This window comes from Streptomyces sp. NBC_00344, from assembly GCF_036088315.1.
Classification (GTDB): domain Bacteria; phylum Actinomycetota; class Actinomycetes; order Streptomycetales; family Streptomycetaceae; genus Streptomyces.
Genome location: NZ_CP107996.1, coordinates 4,303,398 through 4,322,861 on the forward strand (window position 1 = coordinate 4,303,398; position 19,464 = coordinate 4,322,861).

Annotated in this window: 16 protein-coding genes; 14 read left to right on the plus strand and 2 right to left on the minus strand. The window is 70.5% G+C overall.

Features of this window, described 5'->3' with window-relative positions; genetic code table 11:
• The first annotated feature begins 76 nt into the window (after positions 1–76).
• The 5 genes from OHS16_RS19410 (at position 77) to OHS16_RS19430 (ending at position 6,986) form a co-directional block, all read left to right on the plus strand.
• Positions 77–868 (plus strand): hypothetical protein, encoded by a 792-nt coding sequence (locus OHS16_RS19410; protein ID WP_328538475.1) that lies wholly within the window; start codon positions 77–79, stop codon positions 866–868.
• Positions 869–891: 23 nt separating this feature from the next.
• Entirely contained in the window at positions 892–3,012 is a 2,121-nt protein-coding gene (locus OHS16_RS19415; RefSeq protein WP_328540913.1) for a glycosyltransferase, read from the plus strand.
• A complete protein-coding gene (locus tag OHS16_RS19420) occupies positions 3,009–4,172 on the plus strand; it encodes an acyltransferase family protein (RefSeq protein WP_328538476.1) in 1,164 nt (387 codons plus the stop codon). Before OHS16_RS19415 ends, OHS16_RS19420 begins: the two co-directional genes overlap by 4 nt.
• A gap of 231 nt (positions 4,173–4,403) precedes the next feature.
• Positions 4,404–5,735: a nitrate/nitrite transporter gene (locus OHS16_RS19425; RefSeq protein ID WP_328540914.1), complete on the plus strand. Its 1,332-nt coding sequence runs from the start codon at positions 4,404–4,406 to the stop codon at positions 5,733–5,735.
• Positions 5,736–5,834: 99 nt separating this feature from the next.
• Entirely contained in the window at positions 5,835–6,986 is a 1,152-nt protein-coding gene (locus tag OHS16_RS19430; RefSeq protein ID WP_328538477.1) for a uroporphyrinogen-III synthase, read from the plus strand.
• Between the two features lie 24 nt (positions 6,987–7,010).
• Here OHS16_RS19430 and OHS16_RS19435 read toward each other — a convergent pair whose 3' ends face one another.
• The gene (locus OHS16_RS19435) at positions 7,011–7,559 is read right to left on the minus strand and encodes a GNAT family N-acetyltransferase (RefSeq protein WP_328538478.1); all 549 of its coding nucleotides are present in this window, start codon (positions 7,557–7,559) and stop codon (positions 7,011–7,013) included.
• Between the two features lie 136 nt (positions 7,560–7,695).
• Here OHS16_RS19435 and OHS16_RS19440 point away from each other — a divergent pair, with 136 nt between their 5' ends.
• The 7 genes from OHS16_RS19440 (at position 7,696) to OHS16_RS19470 (ending at position 16,771) form a co-directional block, all read left to right on the plus strand.
• Complete coding sequence (locus OHS16_RS19440) at positions 7,696–8,277, plus strand: CGNR zinc finger domain-containing protein (protein WP_328538479.1); 582 nt, start codon at positions 7,696–7,698, stop codon at positions 8,275–8,277.
• A 97-nt stretch (positions 8,278–8,374) separates the two neighbouring features.
• Entirely contained in the window at positions 8,375–8,938 is a 564-nt protein-coding gene (locus tag OHS16_RS19445; protein ID WP_328538480.1) for a sigma-70 family RNA polymerase sigma factor, read from the plus strand.
• Positions 8,935–9,702, plus strand: coding sequence for a zf-HC2 domain-containing protein (locus OHS16_RS19450; RefSeq protein ID WP_328538481.1), 768 nt, complete (start codon positions 8,935–8,937; stop codon positions 9,700–9,702). The genes OHS16_RS19445 and OHS16_RS19450 overlap by 4 nt, the downstream gene beginning before the upstream one ends.
• Before the next feature lie 121 nt (positions 9,703–9,823).
• Complete coding sequence (locus OHS16_RS19455) at positions 9,824–12,187, plus strand: HelD family protein (RefSeq protein WP_328538482.1); 2,364 nt, start codon at positions 9,824–9,826, stop codon at positions 12,185–12,187.
• Positions 12,188–12,638: 451 nt separating this feature from the next.
• The gene (locus OHS16_RS19460; protein WP_328538483.1) at positions 12,639–14,072 is read left to right on the plus strand and encodes an NAD-dependent malic enzyme; all 1,434 of its coding nucleotides are present in this window, start codon (positions 12,639–12,641) and stop codon (positions 14,070–14,072) included.
• 301 nt (positions 14,073–14,373) lie between these two features.
• Complete coding sequence (locus OHS16_RS19465; RefSeq protein ID WP_003968811.1) at positions 14,374–14,655, plus strand: HU family DNA-binding protein; 282 nt, start codon at positions 14,374–14,376, stop codon at positions 14,653–14,655.
• A gap of 226 nt (positions 14,656–14,881) precedes the next feature.
• Positions 14,882–16,771 carry a glycoside hydrolase family 9 protein gene (locus tag OHS16_RS19470; protein WP_328538484.1) on the plus strand — a complete coding sequence of 630 codons (1,890 nt, stop codon included), beginning with the start codon at positions 14,882–14,884 and terminating at the stop codon, positions 16,769–16,771.
• A gap of 61 nt (positions 16,772–16,832) precedes the next feature.
• On the opposite strand, the gene murA is transcribed toward OHS16_RS19470, so the two are convergent.
• Entirely contained in the window at positions 16,833–18,179 is a 1,347-nt protein-coding gene (murA, locus tag OHS16_RS19475) for a UDP-N-acetylglucosamine 1-carboxyvinyltransferase (protein WP_328538485.1), read from the minus strand.
• 275 nt (positions 18,180–18,454) lie between these two features.
• Here murA and OHS16_RS19480 point away from each other — a divergent pair, with 275 nt between their 5' ends.
• Together OHS16_RS19480 and OHS16_RS19485 are read left to right on the plus strand one after the other, a co-directional pair.
• Entirely contained in the window at positions 18,455–19,123 is a 669-nt protein-coding gene (locus tag OHS16_RS19480) for a YqgE/AlgH family protein (protein ID WP_328538486.1), read from the plus strand.
• Between the two features lie 30 nt (positions 19,124–19,153).
• On the plus strand, positions 19,154–19,459 hold the full coding sequence (locus OHS16_RS19485) for a DUF3039 domain-containing protein (RefSeq protein ID WP_328538487.1): 306 nt from the start codon (positions 19,154–19,156) through the stop codon (positions 19,457–19,459).
• Positions 19,460–19,464 lie beyond the last annotated feature (5 nt).

Here is a 19,464-nt window from a genome sequence, read left to right on the forward strand (position 1 = left end):
AGCAGTGATGAATCGGCCTTGGGGGGATGTGCGTACAACGGTGGAAAAATGGCGAGAAGGTGCCCGGTTCGGGCAGATGTATGAGCCTCATGATGTGACGCTCCAACTCGACGGTGTGGGACGGGAGTTACCGGGCCCGCTGAAGCGGAGCCGGCGAAGGACCCGGCCGGCGGGCTTCACCGGCGGGCCGGGCGGCCCGGGACGGCGTGGCCCGGGACAGGACGGCGCTGGACAGGGCGCCACCGGAGAGGGCGGCCAGGAGCTGGGCGACGGCACGGCGCAGGGCATCCCCGAAGGGCCGGTCTTCGTGGACGAGAGCGGCCGCCGCAGCAGGAAGTACCGGCGTGTGGGCTGGATCCTGGGCATCGCCTGTACGTGTTACGCGGTGATGCTGGTCGTCACCGTCGTCGGCGGGAACTCCAGTGCGCCCTGGCTGCTGATTCCGGGGCCCGCGTCCGCCAAGAAGGCGGACACCGTCAAGGAACCGTCCGCCACGGACGCGTCCCCGGTGCGCAGCGATGTGCTGCCGGGGACGACAGTGGGGCCCGGCCCGGTGGACGTGGTGTCCACCGATGTGCCGAAGCCGAGGACCACCATCTCCAACGGAGTACGGGTCACGGTCCCGCCCAAGCCGGGTAAGAAGCCCAAGCCCGCGGCGCCCGGGAAGCCCGCCGCGGCCAGCCAGGCACCGGGCAGTGACGGGTCGGCGGATCCCGCGCCGGTGACGACACCGACAGCCGGTGCCGGCGAACCGTCGCCGGTCGATTCTCCCAGTCCCGATCCCACGACCAGTGCCCCCGCCCCGCCGGAGCAGTCCGCTCCGCCGGAGGCCGCACCGGCCCCGCAGAAGGCGCACCGTAGAAGATGACAACCCGCCGGCGCAGGCTGCCCATGCGCTACCTCCTGCCGCTGCTCCTGCTCGTCGCGCTCTTCGGCATGCTGATGGTGCGCGGATATGTACACAGCGAGATAGCCGCCGACCACCGGATCCGGCCCCCGGCCGCGACCGATCACGTTCCCGACGCCGTCCTCGACGGCGGCCCGGTGATCGACGCGCGGGGCAAGGGCATCACCAGCCTGCGCATCCCCGATCACCGGATCGTCCTGACCTTCGACGACGGACCCGATCCCGAATGGACCCCGAAGGTCCTCGACGAACTGAAGAAGTACCACGCCCATGCGGTCTTCTTCGTCACCGGCACCATGACCTCCCGGTATCCGGAACTGGTCAGGCGCATGGTCGACGAGGGCCATGAGGTCGGTGTGCACACCTTCAACCACCCGGACCTCTCCTATCAGTCGAAGAGCCGCATCGACTGGGAGCTCTCCCAGACCCAGCTGGCCATCGCGGGTGCTGCGGGAATCCGCTCCTCGCTCTTCCGGCCGCCCTACTCCTCGTTCGCCGACGCGCTCGACAACAAGAACTGGCCGGTGGTCAAGTACGTCGGCGGCCGCGGCTACATCACGGTCCTCGACTCCATCGACAGCGAGGACTGGCAGCGGCCCGGCGTCAGCACCATCCTGCGCAACGCCACCCCCAAGGGCGGCAAGGGCGCGATCGTGCTGATGCACGACTCGGGAGGGAACCGGGCGCAGACCGTGGCCGCGCTGGGCCACTACCTGCCCGAACTGCAGCACCGGGGCTACCGGTTCGCGAGTCTCACCGACGCGCTGGGCGCGCCGTCCGCACAGATCCCGGTCAGCGGGCCCGAGCTCTGGAAGGGCCGGGCGTTCGTCTTCGCGGTCGGTGTGTCCGACGACGCGACCGACGTACTGATCGTGGCGCTCGCGGTGATCGGGGTGCTGGTCTTCACCCGCTTCGGACTGATGCTCCTCCTCTCCGTCGCCCACACCCGCAAGGTGCGCAGACGGGGATTCCGCTGGGGCGCTGCGGTCACCGAGCCGGTCTCCGTGCTGGTGCCCGCGTACAACGAACGCGAATGCATCGCCAACACCGTCCGCTCACTGCGGGAGAGCGACCACCCGGTGGAGGTGATCGTGATCGACGACGGGTCGTCGGACGGCACCGCCGACATCGTCGACGCCATGCGACTGCCCAATGTCCATGTGGTGCGTCAGCGAAACTCCGGCAAGCCGGCCGCCCTCAACAACGGCATCGCGCACGCCCGTCACGACCTCGTCGTCATGATGGACGGCGACACCGTCTTCGAGCCGTCGACGGTACGGGAACTGGTGCAGCCCTTCGGCGACCCGCGCGTCGGGGCGGTCGCCGGAAATGCCAAGGTCGGCAACAAGGACAGCCTCATCGGCGCCTGGCAGCACATCGAGTATGTGATGGGCTTCAACCTCGACCGCCGGATGTACGACGTCCTGGGCTGCATGCCCACCATCCCCGGTGCCGTCGGAGCCTTCCGCCGCACCGCGCTCGACCGGGTCGGCGGAATGAGCGAGGACACCCTCGCCGAGGACACCGACATCACCATGGCCCTGCTCCGCGACGGCTGGCGGGTGGTCTACGCGGAGAACGCCCGCGCCTGGACCGAGGCACCCGAGAGCGTGCAGCAGCTGTGGTCGCAGCGCTACCGCTGGTCGTACGGGACGATGCAGGCGATCTGGAAGCACCGCCGGGCCGTCGTGGAGCGCGGCCCGTCCGGGCGCTTCGGCCGGATCGGGCTGCCCTTCGTCTCGCTCTTCATGGTGGTGGCCCCGCTGCTTGCCCCGCTCATCGACATCTTCCTGCTGTACGGGCTGGTCTTCGGCCCCACCGGGAAGACCGTCCTCGCCTGGTTCGGCGTCCTCGCCGTGCAGGCGGTGTGCGCGGGCTACGCCTTCCGCCTCGACCGGGAGCCCATGCGGTATCTGATCTCGCTGCCGCTCCAGCAGATCCTCTACCGGCAGCTGATGTACGTGGTGCTGCTCCAGTCGTGGATCACCGCCCTGACCGGGGGGCGGCTGCGCTGGCAGAAACTGCGCCGTACCGGAGTCGTCGAAGCGCCCGGCTCCGCGCCGGGGCAGCGCCGCAGCAGCGACAACCGGAGGCCCGTCGCATGACCGCCACCACGCAGGCGTCCGCGCAGACCGTCCCCGGGCCGGTCCCGGGGCGGGCCCCGGGACGCGACCGCTATCTCGATCTGCTGCGCACCACCGCCCTGGTCCGGGTGGTCTTCTACCACCTGTTCGGCTGGGCCTGGCTGTCCGTTGCCTTCCCTTCCATGGGGGTGATGTTCGCCCTCGCCGGGTCTCTGATGGCCCGCTCGCTGAGCCGCCCCGCCCTGGGGGTGATCCGGGGCCGGGTCCGCAGGCTGCTGCCACCGATGTGGGCGTTCGGCGCCCTGATGGTCACCCTGATGATCTGCGCCGGATGGCGACCGCAGATCACCAAGGTGCTGCTCTATCTGGTGCCGGTGGGCGCCCCGCCGTACCCGGACTCGCTCGGTTCGGCCTCGGGTCTGCTGGAACAGACCTGGCCGGACCAGGCGGTCGGTCCGCTCTGGTACCTGCGTGCGTACCTGTGGTTCGTACTGCTTTCGCCGCTGCTGCTCAAGGCCTTCCGCAGGCTGCCCTGGCCGACGCTGCTCGCTCCGCTCGTCCTGACCGCGGTCGTCGGCACCGGACTGGTGACGGTGCCCGGTGAACCGGGCCTCGCGCTCACCGACTTCGCCGTCTACGGCTCCTGCTGGATGCTGGGCTTCGCGCACCAGGACGGGGTGCTCCAGAGAGTGCCGCGCTACTTCCTGGTGTCCTGCGCGGTACCCGTGATGGCCTTCGGTCTCTGGTGGGCGCACGGACACCTCGGCCCGGACGGCTGGGACCTCAACGACATCCCGCTCGCCCAGGCCACCTGGTCGCTGGGGGCCTGCGCACTGCTTCTGTCGTACTCCCCGTCCTGGCAGCAACTACCGGGAAAACTGGCCAGGTTCGACAAACTCATCACGCTCTCCAACAACCGCGCGGTGACCATCTACCTCTGGCACAACGCCCTCATCATGGCCACCGTGCCACTGGTCGACCAGCTGTACGGCGTGCCGTTCATCGAGGACCACTTCGACTCGCTGCTGACCGCCACCTACAACGTGTGGATGTTCCTGCTGGTCTGGCCGCTGATCGGGCTGGTGGTCCTGGCAGTGGGCTGGATCGAGGATCTGGCGGCCGGGCGGCGGCCGCGCCTCTGGCCGGACGGCGCGCGGCCGGCCCACCGACGCACGGGGTGACCGCGGCGTCCGCCGCTTCCGCTCCGCCGCACACCTCCGCTCCGCCGCACACTCCACCAGTCGGCCCTCGCCCGCGGACCCTCTCCGGAGGGCTCCGCGGGCCTGCCCTCACCCCGGGACCAGAGCCCGGGTGAGCGCAAGGTTGCGCGCCGGTCACCTCAGGCCACGGCCCCGAAACCCGGGTTCCCTAGCGTCGGAGGTCACCGGACGAGACCCCCGTGGAGGCACATGATGAGTGGCCGTTGGATCGAGCAGTGGGATCCGGAGGACGAGGAGTTCTGGGAGCGGACCGGGCAGCGCACCGCCCACCGGAACCTCTTCCTCTCCGTGCTCTCCGAGCACATCGGGTTCTCCATCTGGAGCCTGTGGTCGGTGCTGGTCCTCTTCATGGGACCCGAGTACGGGGTCGACCCGGCCGGAAAGTTCTTCCTGATCTCGATGGCCACGCTGGTCGGCGCGGTCGCCCGGGTCCCCTACACCTTCGCCGTCGCACGGTTCGGCGGGCGCAACTGGACGGTGTTCAGCGCGGGGCTGCTGCTCGTGCCGACCGTCGCGGCGTATCTGGTCATGGAGCCCGGTACCTCGTACACCACCTTCCTGCTGGTCGCCGCTCTCACCGGGGTCGGCGGCGGGAACTTCGCGTCGTCCATGACCAACATCAACGCCTTCTTCCCGCTGCGGAGGAAGGGCTGGGCGCTCGGGCTCAACGCGGGCGGCGGGAACATCGGGGTTCCCGTCGTCCAGCTGACCGGACTGCTCGTCATCGGTACGGCGGGCGCCGGCCACCCGCGCATCCTGCTCGGGGTCTATCTGCCGCTGATCGTCCTCGCGGCGACCTGCGCCGCGCTGCGGATGGACAATCTCGCGCCGGTGAAGAACGACACCGGCGCGGCCCGTGAGGCGGCCCGCGATCCGCACACCTGGATCATGGCGTTTCTCTACGTCGGCACCTTCGGCTCCTTCATCGGCTACAGCTTCGCCTTCGGCCTGGTGCTGCAGACCCAGTTCGGCCGGACCCCGCTCCAGGCCGCCTCCATCACCTTCCTCGGGCCGTTGCTCGGCTCGCTGATCCGGCCGGTCGGCGGCAGGCTCGCCGACCTGTACGGCGGCGCCCGCATCACCCTCTGGAACTTCGCGGCGATGGCCGCGGCCACCGGGGTCGTCGTCGTCGCCTCGGTGGAGAAGTCGCTGCCGGTCTTCCTCCCCGGCTTCATCGCCCTGTTCGTACTGACCGGGCTGGGCAACGGCTCGACGTACAAGATGATCCCGGGCATCTTCCAGAACAAGGCGCTGACCAGAGGGATGTCCGGTGAGGCGGCCGCGGCCTACGGGCGCAGGCTCTCCGGGGCTTCCATGGGGCTGATCGGCGCGGTCGGCGCGCTCGGCGGGCTCGCCATCAACCTCGCCTTCCGCCAGTCCTTCCAGACCGCCGGCACCGGTACATCGGCCTTCGTGGCCTTCCTGGTCTTCTACGCGGCGTGCTTCACCCTGACCTGGGCGGTATACCTTCGCCGTGCCGCGCCCGTACCGGCAAAGACGCAGCTCAGCTACGCGAAGATCTGACGGCGGTCCCGTAGCCTGGCATCGGGCCGGGTCAGCCGTAACACCCGGGAAATGCCGGTGAACCGAACCCGTCACGCATCCTTGGGAGGCTCACCGACCATGCGGGACATTGCAGCAACTCAGCACGGCCCCCTCGCGGGGTTCACCGTCGGGGTCACGGCCGCCCGGCGTGCCGACGAGCTCGGAGCACTGCTCCAGCGGCGGGGCGCAGCGGTACTGCACGCACCAGCGCTGCGCATCGTGCCGCTCGCCGACGACAGCGAACTCCTCTCGGCCACGAAGGAGTTGATCGATGCCGCACCGGATGTGGTGATCGCGACCACCGCCATCGGCTTCCGGGGCTGGATCGAGGCGGCGGACGGCTGGGGCCTCGGTGACGCGCTGCTGGACAGGCTGGGCCAGGTGGCGCTCCTCGCCAGGGGGCCCAAGGTCAAGGGCGCCATCCGGGCCGCCGGACTGACCGAGGAATGGTCGCCGGGCTCCGAGTCGATGGCCGAGGTGCTGGACCGGCTGCTCGACGAAGGCGTGGAGGGCCGCAGGATCGCCATCCAGCTGCACGGCGACCCGCTCCCCGGTTTCGTCGAGGCGCTCCGGGCGGCGGGCGCCGAGGTCGTCGGTGTGCCGGTGTACCGGTGGATGCCGCCGGAGGACATCGCGCCGCTCGACCGGCTGATCGACGCGGTGCTCGGCCGCTCGGTCGACGCGCTGACCTTCACCAGTGCGCCGGCCGCGGCGTCGCTGCTGGCCCGCGCCGCGACGCGGGATGTGCACCCTGAGCTGACCGCCGCCCTCGGCCATGACGTCCTGGCGGTCTGTGTGGGCCCGGTGACGGCGCTGCCGCTTCAGGACCAGGGCATCGAGACCCTCCAGCCGGAACGCTTCCGGCTCGGCCCCATGGTCCAGATCCTCTGCCAGGAACTCCCGTCCAGGGCGGCCGTACTGCCCGTGGCCGGGCACCGCCTCCAGATCCGCGGCCAGGCGGTCGTCGTCGACGGAGCCCTGTGCCCGGTCCCTCCGGCGGGCATGTCCCTGCTGCGCACCCTGGCCCGCCGCCCCGGCTGGGTGGTGTCCCGCGGTGATCTGCTCAAGGCGCTTCCCGGGACCGGCCGCGACGAACACGCCGTGGAGACGGCGATGGCCCGGCTGCGGACGGCGCTCGGCTCGCCCCGGCTGATCCAGACGGTGGTCAAACGCGGCTACCGGCTGGCGCTGGATCCGGCGGCCGACGAGAAGTACGGCGGCGACGGCTGAGCCGACTGCCGGGCCGGCGATGGCTCAGCCGCTCCGCTGCCGGACATGCCGGTGGCCCTCGGTATCCCACTTCGGCCCCGACGGCAGCAACTCGGTGAACACGAATCCGCCCTTCTCCGCGACCCGGCACGACGCGTCGTTCCCCACCGTGTGGAGGATCTCCAGGCGCTCCAGACCGTCCGCCGCGAAGCGCTCGAAGGCCCACGCCGACACGGTCTCCAGAGCCCGTCCGGCCACCCCGCGGCCCCGCGCGTGCGCCGCGGTCCAATAGCCGAGCTCCGCCGACGGTGACCCCGGCTCGGAGCGCTTGACGACCAGTTGGGCCGCGAGCCGCCCGTCCTCCAGGACGGCAAAGCTCATCCGTCGTCCGGTCGCCCAGCCGGTGTGCTGGGCCTCCAGCCACTCCTCGGCATCCTCATCTGTCTCCAGCCGGGTGCAGAGCCAGCGGCGGATCACCGGGTCGCGGTACGCCTCGACGACAGCACCCAGGTCCTCGGCGCACCAGGAGCGCAGCAGAAGGCCTGGGGAACGCAGGGTGACAGGGGCCGGGGACGCTGTCCGCTCGATGTCCACCGGATCACGGTACGACGCCCCCCGGCCGCCGCACCGGAGCAGCGGGCCAACCCTGGTGGCGTTCCGGCACGCTCCGCCGGTTCCGCGGCGGCGGAAGGGGTTCCGGAGGTGCCCGCCGCCGGGCACTGTAAGGGGTATGGGTGCCCATGCGTACGAGTTGCGGTTCGACTCCGGGCGGATCTGCCTGGACCTGGTGGCCACCGAGGCGGACTCGGTCGATCAGCTCGACAGCGGCCGCCGTCTCGCGGACTGGCTGAAGGGCGCCGGGCTCATCCCGCCGGGAACACCGCTTCCCGCGGTCGGCGACGACTGGCTCGCGGCTTTCACCGCACTGCGGCATTCCGTCGGTGAACTGGTCCGGGCCGAGACGGCGGGCGCCACGGCCGAAGGGGCCCTCGCGGTGGTCAACACCCGGGCGGCGGGGGCGATCCCCGGTCTTCGGGCGGTACGCGGGGAGAACGGGCAGCTCGTCAAGGAGCCCGCGGTGGCGCCCGGGCGCGATGCCCTGCTCGCCGCCGTGGCCCGGGACGCGGTGGAACTGCTCACCGACCCGGTGGCCAGGGCCCTGCTGCGTCGGTGCGAAGGCGACAACTGCCGGCGGCTCTACCTCGACACCTCCCGGGGGCACCGACGCCGCTGGTGTTCCAGCGAGGTCTGCGGCAACCGTGAACGCGTGGCCAGACACCGTCGCAGGGCCGCCGTCGCGGACCGCATCTGAGAATTTCTGAGAAAGTCCGCATGCGGTTGAATACTTCCCGCCCCGGGTCCGTACTCAGGGCAGACGAGCCAGTCAGGGTCTCGACCGGGAGGTACAGGTGCGCAAGGATGCGGCCGTGGCCGATGACCGTCCGCCCGGTGCCCGGCACCGCTCCGTTCCGGACGAGGAACTGATGCGGGCGCTGTACCGAGAGCATGCGGGTCCGCTGCTCGCGTACGTACTCCGACTCGTCGCGGGCGACCGCCAGCGCGCCGAGGACGTCGTACAGGAGACGCTCATCCGTGCCTGGAAGAACGCCGGTCAGCTCAACCGGGCCACCGGCTCTGTCCGACCCTGGCTGGTGACGGTCGCGAGGCGCATCGTCATCGACGCTCACCGCAGCCGGCAGGCCCGGCCGCAGGAGGTCGATCCGGCACCGCTGGAGGTCATGCCCGCGGAGGACGAGATAGACAAGGCGTTGTGGCTCATGACGCTCTCTGATGCGCTCGACGACCTGACTCCCGCACACCGGGAGGCACTTGTGGAGACGTACTTCAAAGGACGTACGGTCAACGAGGCGGCCGAGGCACTCGGCATTCCCAGCGGGACGGTGCGGTCCCGGGTCTTCTACGCACTGCGTTCGATGAAGCTCGCCCTGGAGGAGAGGGGGGTACAGGCATGACGATGTACGAGCAGCAGCAGCCGCCGCCGGATCACGAGTCCGAGCACGACGCCGTAGCCGCGTATGCCCTCGGCATCCTGGACGACGCCGAGGCGACCGCCTTCGAGGAGCATCTGGCCGGCTGCGAGATCTGTGCGGCCGAGCTCGACGGCTTCGCCGGAATGGAGCCGATGCTCGCGTCCCTCGCGGAGTTCCCGGGGCCCGCCCCGCTGCCTGCGACGCCCCCGTCCCCGCATCTTCTCGACCGGCTGGTCGACGAGGTCGCGGCCAAACGCGCCCAGCGCCGCAGGCGCACCAGGTATCTGGTGGCGGCGGCGGCAGCGCTGATCATCGGAGGTCCCACAGCCGCGGTCGTGGCGACCTCGGGCGACAGCAGCACCGGCGTGACCGCCCAGCCGTCGTCGGCGGCCGGCGACTTCTTCGCCCATATGACGAAGAAGGTCGGCGCCACCGACCCCGCCACCAGGGTGTCGGCGACCATCGGCACCCAGGACAAGGCATGGGGCACCGACGCCGTCCTCGAACTGAAGAACGTCAAGGGCCCGCTGAAGTGCAGCCTGATCGCCGTGTCGAAGAGCGGCGCCCAGGAGACGCTCACCACCTGGGCGGTGCCGAAGTGGGGTTACGGAGTCAAGGACACGGCGCATCCGGCCGCCCAGTACCCGCTGTATGTGCACGGTGGCACCGCGCTCAAGCGGAGCGACATCGATCACTTCCTGGTGCGCACCCTCGACGGGAGGAGCCTGGTCCAGGTGGCGGCCTGAGACGGCGGCCAGGGGAGGCCGCCCGAACACGACAGTGAACACCCGCTGGACACCGCCTGACATACGCTCCCCCTTCGCATAGGGTTGACGGTCGCCCAATGCATGCAAGAAGGGGGCCTCAGTGGCCGCGCAGGATGCCGCTGTCGACTCGGTCAGAGACCGCGAGATCGCGACCGAGCAGGAGCACCTGGACCAGGTGTACCGGCGCCTCGAGGAGAAGATCCACGAGGCTGAATTCCTTATGAACGACGCCGCCAAGCGCGGCCAGGTCGGCACGCCCGGCGCACTGGCCGAGCGTGACGCACAGGTATTCAGGGCCGGTATCCACCTCAACCGTCTCAACAACGAGTTCGAGGACTTCCTCTTCGGACGGGTCGATCTGCTGCACGGCAAGGACGGCAAGAAGGGTCCCGACGGCGCGTACACCGCCATCGAGCCCGCCGAGGACGCGGTGCGCGACGACAACACGGCCGATATCGCCGAGACCCTGCACATCGGCCGGATCGGCGTGCTGGATTCCGACTACTCACCGCTGGTCATCGACTGGAGGGCGCCCGCCGCCGCACCCTTCTACCGTTCGACACCCGTCGATCCTGGCCGGGTGGTACGCCGCAGGGTCATCCGCTCCAAGGGACGCAGGGTCCTCGGGGTGGAGGACGACCTGATGCGTCCCGAGCTGACCGCGAGTCTCGATGGCACGGGGCTGGCCGTGGTCGGGGACGGCGCGCTGATGGCCGCCCTGGGGCAGGCCCGCAGTCACACCATGCGGGACATCGTGTCGTCCATCCAGGCCGAGCAGGACCTGGTGATCCGGGCGCCCGCGGCTTCCGTCACCGAGGTCTCCGGCGGCCCCGGCACCGGCAAGACGGCGGTGGCGCTGCACCGGGCCGCGTATCTGCTCTACCAGGACCGCCGGAAGTACGCGGGCGGCATCCTGATCGTCTCGCCGACGCCCCTGCTGGTGGCGTACACCGAGGGCGTGCTGCCCTCGCTCGGCGAGGAGGGCCAGGTCGCGATCCGTGCGGTCGGTTCGCTGGTGGACGGTGCGGAGGCGACGGCGTACGACGAGCCGGGTATCGCCCGTATCAAGGGTTCCTCACGGATGCTCCAGGTGCTGCGCAGGGCGGCGCGCGGGGCCCTGGAGACGGCTCCGCCGGCCAGGGGGAGGACCCGTGGCGGCGCGGAGGGCGAGCAGCTGGCCTTCGGCGAAGCGGCGGCCGCGCCCGACGCCCCTCCGCGGACCCCGGACCGGCTGCGGGTGGTCGCCTTCGGCGGACGCCTCGAACTGGATTCGGCGGAGCTCCAGCGCATCCGGCACAACGTGCTCGGCGGCACCGCGCCGGTCAATCTGCTGCGCCCGCGCGCCCGCCGGCTCGTGCTGGACGCCCTCTGGACGAAGTCCAACGGCCGCGGCCGTTACACGGACCCCGAGCTGGCAGCAGAGCTGCGCTCGTCCTTCGACGACGACGTGTCGGGCGAGGACAGTTTCGTCGAGTTCCTGGACGCCTGGTGGCCCGAGCTCACCCCGCGCGGAGTGCTCAAGGCGATGGCCGACGAGCGCAGGCTCGGGCGCTGGGCCCGGCGGGTGCTCAATCAGGGAGAGGTGCGGCGGCTGGCCCGCTCGCTCAAGCGCGAGGCGCTGTCCGTGCACGACGTGGCACTGCTCGACGAACTCCAGACCCTGCTGGGCACCCCGCACCGCCCCAGGAAGCAGCGGGAGCACGATCCGCTCGACCAGCTCACCGGCCTCGAGGAGCTGATGCCGCACCGTGAGGAGACCCAGTGGGAGCGGGCGGAGCGGCTGGCGCAGGAGCGTACCGAGTACGCCCATGTCATCGTCGACGAGGCCCAGGACCTGACGCCCATGCAGTGGCGGATGGTCGGCCGCCGTGGCCGGCAGGCGACCTGGACGGTCGTCGGCGACGCGGCCCAGTCGTCCTGGTCGGCCCCGGACGAGGCCGCCGAGGCCCGTGACCAGGCTCTCGGCAGCCGGCCGCGGCGCCAGTTCACCCTGACCGTGAACTACCGCAACCCGGCCGAGATCGCCGAGCTCGCCTCGAAGGTCCTCGCGCTCGCCATGCCGGGCATGGAGTCGCCGTCCGCGGTCCGGTCCACCGGTGTCGAGCCGCGCTTCGCCGTCGCGGGGGACGATCTGGCGCGCTCGGTGCGGGAGGAGGCCCAGCGGCTGCTCGAGCGGGTGGACGGCACGATCGGTGTGGTGGTCGCCATGAACCGCAGGGAGCAGGCCAGGAAGTGGCTGGCGGGACTGGGCGAGCGGGTGGTGGCGCTGGGCAGCCTGGAGGCGAAGGGCCTGGAGTACGACGCCACGGTCGTGGTCTCGCCCGCCGAGATCGCCGACGAGTCGCCAGCGGGGCTGCGTGTGCTCTATGTGGCACTGACCCGCGCCACCCAGCAGCTCACCGTGGTGTCGGCCACGGGTGACGCACCGGACGCGAACGGCGTACCGGATCTGCTGAGGGACTAGGCACCGGGGACTCGGGGGCCGGCCGAGTCGCGGACCGGGCGGATCCGCGACTCGGCGCGCACAGAAGGAATCACTTTCCGGGGTCGTTTGTTAGCCTGGTGGTGACACCGGCCCGATCCAAGCCCCCGGGCCCAACCTTCGTCGCTTCGAGCGACCACTTGCCGCGAGGCGAGCATGGCGGGTCGGTGTCGTCTACGTGAAAGGTCCGCATCACCACTCCGGTGATGCGGACCTTTTCTGTCTCCGCTCCTGTCTCCGCTTTCTGTCGCCGCTGACGTGCGGCTTCGCCCGGTACCCCCGCGACTTCGCGGATGGGCCTTCCCCCGACCAGGGGTGTTCTCGTATGGTGGAAAAAACTTTCCGATTCAGCACCCCATTACCGGGTACCAGTCGGTAGGTGCGACCATCGGATGCGTTTAGCGAAGCTAGGTAAAGCAAAGGAAGTTCGGCCATGGCAACGGCGCCAAGCGTCTCGTACTCGATCACGGCGCGTCTGGAGGTCCCCGCGAGCGGGACCGCGGTCAGCCAGCTCACCACCGCAGTCGAGGCCTCCGGCGGTTCGGTCACCGGCCTCGACGTCACCGCATCGGGTCACGAGAAGCTGCGGATCGACGTCACCATCGCCGCCAGCTCCACCGATCACGCCGAGGAGATCGTCCAGAAGCTGCGCGGGATCGAGGGTGTCGAGCTCGGCAAGGTCTCCGACCGTACGTTCCTGATGCACCTCGGCGGCAAGATCGAGATGGCGTCGAAGCACCCCATCCGCAACCGTGACGACCTCTCCATGGTCTACACGCCGGGCGTGGCCCGGGTCTGCATGGCCATCGCCGAGAACCCCGAGGACGCCCGCAGGCTCACCATCAAGCGCAACTCCGTCGCAGTGGTGACGGACGGTTCCGCGGTGCTGGGACTCGGCAACATCGGCCCGATGGCCGCTCTGCCGGTCATGGAGGGCAAGGCCGCGCTCTTCAAGACCTTCGCCGGTATCGACGCCTGGCCGATCTGCCTGGACACCCAGGACACCGACGAGATCGTGGCGATCGTCAAGGCGATCGCCCCCGGGTTCGCGGGCATCAACCTCGAGGACATCTCGGCGCCCCGCTGCTTCGAGATCGAGGCCCGGCTGCGTGAGGCCCTCGACATCCCGGTCTTCCACGACGACCAGCACGGTACGGCGATCGTCGTGCTCGCCGCGCTGACGAACGCCCTCCGGGTGGTCGACAAGAAGTTCGGCGACGTGCGGGTCGTGATGTCCGGTGCCGGCGCGGCCGGCACGGCCATTCTCAAGCTGCTGCTCGCGGCCGGCGTCAAGCACGCGGTCGTCGCCGACATCCATGGTGTGGTGCACGCGGGCCGTGCGGACCTCGTCGACGCCACGCCCGAGTCGCCGCTGCGCTGGATCGCCGACAACACCAACCCCGAGGGCGTGACGGGCACCCTGAAGGAGGCCGTGGTGGGCGCCGACATCTTCATCGGTGTCTCTGCTCCGAACGTCCTGGGCGGCGAGGATGTCGCAGCCATGGCGGACGGCGCGATCGTGTTTGCGCTCGCGAATCCCGACCCCGAGGTCGACCCGTCAATCGCCCGTCAGACCGCGGCAGTTGTGGCCACCGGAAGGTCCGACTTCCCGAACCAGATCAACAACGTGCTGGTCTTCCCGGGTGTCTTCCGCGGTCTGCTGGACGCTCAGTCCCGCACCGTCAACACCGAGATGATGCTCGCGGCGGCCGGCGCGCTCGCCGACGTGGTCGGCAGGGACGAACTCAACGCCAACTACATCATTCCCTCGGTGTTCAACGACAAGGTCGCCGGGGCCGTCGCGGGGGCCGTCAGGTCGGCCGCGAAGGCTGCCGGTGTCGCTGTGACAGCGCCCACGTCCGCCTGACGCCCGGCGCGTCGCGGGACTCATGGCCGCAGGCCCCCCTCTAGGGTGGCGGGCAATGAGCCCCTGGGTGCCTGCAGTCGGCTTTCAAGGAGTCGACGGAGCGTCACCACCGTGAGGCAGTGACGCGTTCGTGTGACTCCGGTGAGTGCCGGATTGGCTTTCCCGCCGTTGGTGGGGGCAGGATGCATATTCGGGCGCGAGGGTCTGACGTCAGACCCGGGTCCGGGGACGGTCCTAGGGCCCTGGCAGCATCGGCTTCGATCTCACGCCTTACAGGCAAGAAGAACACGGGAGTAACAACATGAACCGCAGTGAGCTGGTGGCCGCCCTGGCCGACCGTGCCGAGGTGACTCGCAAGGACGCCGACGCCGTTCTGGCCGCGCTCGCCGAGACCGTCGGCGAGATCGTCGCCAAGGGCGACGAGAAGGTCACCATCCCCGGCTTCCTGACCTTCGAGCGCACGCACCGTGCCGCTCGCACCGCGCGTAACCCGCAGACCGGCGACCCGATCAACATCCCGGCCGGCTACAGCGTGAAGGTCTCCGCGGGCTCCAAGCTCAAGGAAGCCGCCAAGGGCAAGTAGCAGTCCTCGTAAGCAGCGCGGAGGGCGGTCACCCGTTCGGGGTGGCCGCCCTCCGTCGTGCCCGGCCCGCAGGGCGCCGCCGCCCCTGCCGGTCACCGGGGATGCGGTCCCTCCGTGAGTGATGGCCCTCTCGCGCGGGGTGGCCCTTCTAGCAGGTGAACCGGGGTCGCGGACCGTACCCGCCGAAGTCGTCCGTTCCCGGGGCGGGTGCGGCAGGGTGGCACGTATGGTGACGAAACCTCGCCCCCGCCTGCCGCGTACAGCGGCCCTCGCGGCCGTCGCCGCCCTCTGTGCCGGAGCCGCTGTGTACATCCTGCCGTCCGGGGGCGGCCGGGCCGTTCCCGCCGAGGTGCGGGTCGACCAGGCCGGCTACCTCACCGGAGAGAGCAAGCCGGCCTATGTCATGGGCTCGGGACCCGCACTGGCCGGGGCCGGCTTCGCGGTGCTCGACCAGTACGGGCACACGGCCCTCAGCGGACGTCTGGGGCCGCGAACCGGCAGCTGGAACCAGCAGTACGGGTCGGTGCGCGGCGTGGACCTCTCCCGGCTCACCCGGGCAGGTACGTACCGGCTGAAGCTGACCGGCACCGCCCGCGGCATGTCACCGGCGTTCCGGGTCGCGGCGCCAGGCCCGCTGATGGAGCATCTGGCCGCCGAGAACGTCCGGTACTTCCGGAGCCAGCGGGACGGTGCCGACGTGACGCCGGGCGATCTCGGCCGCAAACCCTCGCACCTCACCGACCGCTCGGCGACGGTCTATGCCGAACCCCGCTACGACAAGGCCGGTTCGAGGCTGACCGGCGCTCTCGTCCCGGACGGCGGGCCTGTCGACGTCTCGGGTGGCTGGTTCGACGCCGGCGACTACCTCAAGTTCACCCACACCGCTTCCTACGCCACCGCCGAACTGCTGCTCGCGGAGCGCGCGCTGCCCGGTACGCCGGGGCTCGCCGAAGAGGCGCGGTACGGACTCGGGTGGCTGGACCGTATGTGGGACGGGCCGGCCGGCACGCTCTACGCCCAGGTGGGCATCGGCGTCGGCAACGAGGACGTCCGCAGCGACCACGACATCTGGCGGCTGCCCGAGGCGGACGACGCGATGGACGTCGGACCGGGCGAGCCCGGCTACTACGTCAAGTACCGCCCGGTCTTCCGGTCGAACGCTCCGGGAGAGCCCATCAGCCCCAACCTCGCGGGCCGGGTGGCCGCCGTGTTCGCGCTGGCCGCGCAGTCGCAGGCAGCCGCGGACCCGGCAGCCGCACACGGTTGGCTGGCCAAGGCGGCGGCCGTCTACGCGAGGGCCGGCACCGGGCACTCCGGGCCTCTGACCACCACCTTCCCCGGCACCTTCTACCAGGAGGACGCCTGGCAGGACGACATGGAATTCGGTGCGGTGGAACTCGCCCTGGCCGCACGGGCGTTGGGCGACAGCCGGGCGGCCGCCTGGCAGCGGGACGCGGGCAGCCTGCTCCGCGGGTATCTCGCGTCGGGCGACGGCGGTTCGCTGGGAGCCGCCGACGTCAGCGCACTCGCCCACGCCGACCTGCTCCGGCTCTCCCCGAAGGGTGCCGACGCGGAACTGGCCCGCGAGGATCTCCGCCGGCAGCTGACGCAGGGGGAGCGCCGGGCCGCGGCCGACCCCTTCGGGGCCGGCGCGGCCTACGACGGGTTCGACGCGGTGGCGCACACCTTCGGGCTCGTCGCCACGGCCCGGTTGTACGCGAGAGCCACCGGTGACCACCGCTATGACGCGTTCGCCGCGCAGCAAAGGGGGTGGGCGCTGGGCGCCAACGCCTGGGGGACCGGGTTCATGATCGGCGCCGGCGAGGTCTTCCCGCACTGCCCCTCGCACCAGGTGGCGAGTCTGGCGGGCAGTCCGGACGGCACCGGGAGGATCCTCCGCGGCGCCGTGGTGAACGGGCCCAATGCGGCGGCGACACTCGCGGACCTCAACGCGTCCGACAAGGCTCCGCGTTGTGCGACGGACCCGCGGATGTGGCAGCGGTTCGACGGGAGGGGCGCGGCCTATCGTGACGATTCCGGTGCCTGGCCGACGGTGGAGCCGGCCGACGACTTCACATCGGTGGCGCTGCTCGCCTTCGCGCTGACCGCGAAGTGACGCGCCCCGCACCGGGAAGCCCGGTGCGGGGCGCGTGCGGCACGATCCAGGCGAGTGGGACCTAGACCAGGGCCCCGCCCGGCAGCTCCACCTTCGCGCCCAGCTCGATCAGCTTCTCGAGGAAGTTCTCGTAGCCACGGTTGATCAGCTCGATGCCGTGCACCCGGGACGTCCCCTGCGCGGCGAGTGCCGCGATCAGGTAGGAGAATCCGCCTCGCAGGTCGGGAATGACCAGATCCGCGCCCTGCAGCTTCGTCGGTCCGCTGACCACGGCCGAGTGCAGGAAGTTGCGCTGCCCGAAACGGCAGTCGGAGCCGCCGAGGCACTCGCGGTAGAGCTGGATGTGCGCGCCCATCTGGTTGAGCGCCGATGTGAAGCCGAGCCGCGACTCGTACACCGTCTCGTGGATGATCGACAGACCCGCCGCCTGGGTCAGAGCCACCACCAGCGGCTGCTGCCAGTCGGTCTGGAAGCCGGGGTGGACGTCCGTCTCCAGGGCGATGGCGTTGAGCGGGCCGCCGGGGTGCCAGAAACGGATGCCCTCGTCGTCGATCTCGAAGGCGCCGCCGACCTTGCGGTAGGTGTTGAGGAAGGTCATCATCGAGCGCTGCTGGGCGCCGCGGACATAGATGTTGCCCTCGGTCGCCAGCGCCGCCGAGGCCCAGGACGCGGCCTCCAGACGGTCCGGCAGCGCGCGGTGGTTGTAGCCGCCGAGCCGGTCGACACCGGTGATCCGGATCGTCCGGTCGGTGTCCATGGAGATGATGGCGCCCATCTTCTGCAGGACGCAGATGAGGTCCTCGATCTCCGGCTCCACAGCGGCGTTGGACAGCTCGGTGACGCCCTCGGCGAGCACCGCCGTCAGCAGTACCTGCTCGGTCGAGCCGACCGAAGGGTAGGGCAGGCGGATCTTGCAGCCGCGCAGCCGCTGCGGTGCCTCGAGGTACTGCCCGTCCGCCCGCTTCTCGATCGTCGCGCCGAACTGCCGGAGCACCTCGAAGTGGAAGTCGATCGGCCGGCCGCCGATGTCGCAGCCGCCGAGGCCGGGGATGAACGCGTGACCCAGACGGTGCAGCAGCGGACCGCAGAAGAGGATCGGGATGCGTGAGGAGCCCGCGTGGGCGTCGATGTCCGCGACATTGGCGCTCTCGACGTGCGACGGGTCGAGGATCAGCTCACCCGGCTCCTCCCCGGGCCGTACGGTCACCCCGTGCAGCTGGAGCAGCCCGCGCACGACACGTACATCACGGATGTCGGGCACGTTGCGCAGTCTGCTCGGACCACTGCCGAGCAGCGCGGCGACCATCGCCTTCGGCACGAGGTTCTTCGCGCCGCGAACGCGGATCTCGCCTTCGAGCGGGTTGCCGCCGTGGACGAGCAGTACATCGTCGGTGCCAGTGCCGGTCATGAATCTCGCGTTCCGGAGAGGGATGGACAGAGGGCCAGTCTCAAAGGGTAAGGGGCGAATACCCCCGTTCCATAAGCCTCAGGCGGCTCCAGGCCGGTCATTACTTCGCTACAACACGCTCCGTGCACGATCCGGCACACTGTGGTGACGAGCCGTGTGAGGCCGCGCACGCCGCGGTCACGCGCTGCTGCGCTCCCCTCACGCGCTGAGCTGCGCCCACTCGTACTCCTGCGCCCGCCCCCCGCGGATCGCGAAGATGCGGGATCATATCTGCCATGACGGAGGTGTCCTCGCTCACAGGGCGGCTGCTTGTTGCCACCCCCGCTCTGGCGGACCCGAATTTCGACCACGCCGTGGTCCTTGTCCTCGATCACGACGGCGAGGGCTCACTCGGCGTGATCCTCAACCGCCCGACCCCGGTCGGCGTCGGCGACATCCTGACGGGCTGGGAACAGCTCACCGGGGAGCCGGGGGTGATATTCCAGGGTGGTCCGGTGTCTCTCGACTCGGCGCTGGGCGTCGCCGTCGTCCCCGGAGTGGAGACGGCCACCCCCCGCCGCAGGCCGTGGGGAGACTCCCCGGCCGGCGCCCGGCTCCGCCCGGGCCGCGAAGCGCCGGCGCCGAGTTCCCCCGTGCGGTCCAGCAGGGAGGAGCCCATCGGCTGGCGACGGGTCCACGGGGCCATCGGGGTGGTCGATCTGGAGACCCCGCCCGAGCTGCTCGCCGCCGCGCTCGGCTCCCTGCGGATCTTCGCCGGTTACGCCGGCTGGGGCCCCGGTCAGCTGGAGTCCGAACTGACCGAAGGCGCCTGGTACGTCGTCGATTCGGAGCCCGGGGACGTCGCGTACCCGGATCCGGACGGCATGTGGCGGGCGGTGCTGCGGCGGCAGCGGAGCGGCCTGGCGATGATCGCCACATATCCCGACGACCCTTCGCTGAACTGAAGGCGGAATGAGTCAGTACCCTTGATGGCTATGAGCACTCTTGAGCCCGAGCGCGGGGCAGGTACGGGAACCCTCGTGGAGCCGACGCCACAGGTGTCCAGCGGCGACGGCGACCACGAGCGCTTCGCCCACTACGTCCAGAAGGACAAGATCATGGCGAGCGCGCTGGAAGGCACGCCCGTCGTCGCACTGTGCGGCAAGGTCTGGGTACCGGGCCGTGACCCGAAGAAGTATCCGGTCTGCCCCATGTGCAAGGAGATCTACGAGTCCATGGGCGCCGGTGGCGACAAGGACAAGAGCGGCAAGGGCGGCAAGGGCGGCGGCCAGGACAAGTAGGTCCG

What these genes read in the sequence shown, in the direction of transcription:
- OHS16_RS19410 (WP_328538475.1), top strand. Translation starts at nt 77, where the DNA reads ATGTATGAGCCTCATGATGTGACGCTCCAACTCGACGGTGTGGGACGG.
- OHS16_RS19415 (WP_328540913.1), top strand. Translation starts at nt 892, where the DNA reads ATGCGCTACCTCCTGCCGCTGCTCCTGCTCGTCGCGCTCTTCGGCATG.
- OHS16_RS19420 (WP_328538476.1), top strand. Translation starts at nt 3,009, where the DNA reads ATGACCGCCACCACGCAGGCGTCCGCGCAGACCGTCCCCGGGCCGGTC.
- OHS16_RS19425 (WP_328540914.1), top strand. Translation starts at nt 4,404, where the DNA reads ATGAGTGGCCGTTGGATCGAGCAGTGGGATCCGGAGGACGAGGAGTTC.
- OHS16_RS19430 (WP_328538477.1), top strand. Translation starts at nt 5,835, where the DNA reads ATGCGGGACATTGCAGCAACTCAGCACGGCCCCCTCGCGGGGTTCACC.
- OHS16_RS19440 (WP_328538479.1), top strand. Translation starts at nt 7,696, where the DNA reads ATGGGTGCCCATGCGTACGAGTTGCGGTTCGACTCCGGGCGGATCTGC.
- OHS16_RS19450 (WP_328538481.1), top strand. Translation starts at nt 8,935, where the DNA reads ATGACGATGTACGAGCAGCAGCAGCCGCCGCCGGATCACGAGTCCGAG.
- OHS16_RS19460 (WP_328538483.1), top strand. Translation starts at nt 12,639, where the DNA reads ATGGCAACGGCGCCAAGCGTCTCGTACTCGATCACGGCGCGTCTGGAG.
- OHS16_RS19465 (WP_003968811.1), top strand. Translation starts at nt 14,374, where the DNA reads ATGAACCGCAGTGAGCTGGTGGCCGCCCTGGCCGACCGTGCCGAGGTG.
- OHS16_RS19470 (WP_328538484.1), top strand. Translation starts at nt 14,882, where the DNA reads ATGGTGACGAAACCTCGCCCCCGCCTGCCGCGTACAGCGGCCCTCGCG.
- murA (WP_328538485.1), bottom strand. Translation starts at nt 18,179, where the DNA reads ATGACCGGCACTGGCACCGACGATGTACTGCTCGTCCACGGCGGCAAC.
- OHS16_RS19480 (WP_328538486.1), top strand. Translation starts at nt 18,455, where the DNA reads ATGACGGAGGTGTCCTCGCTCACAGGGCGGCTGCTTGTTGCCACCCCC.
- OHS16_RS19485 (WP_328538487.1), top strand. Translation starts at nt 19,154, where the DNA reads ATGAGCACTCTTGAGCCCGAGCGCGGGGCAGGTACGGGAACCCTCGTG.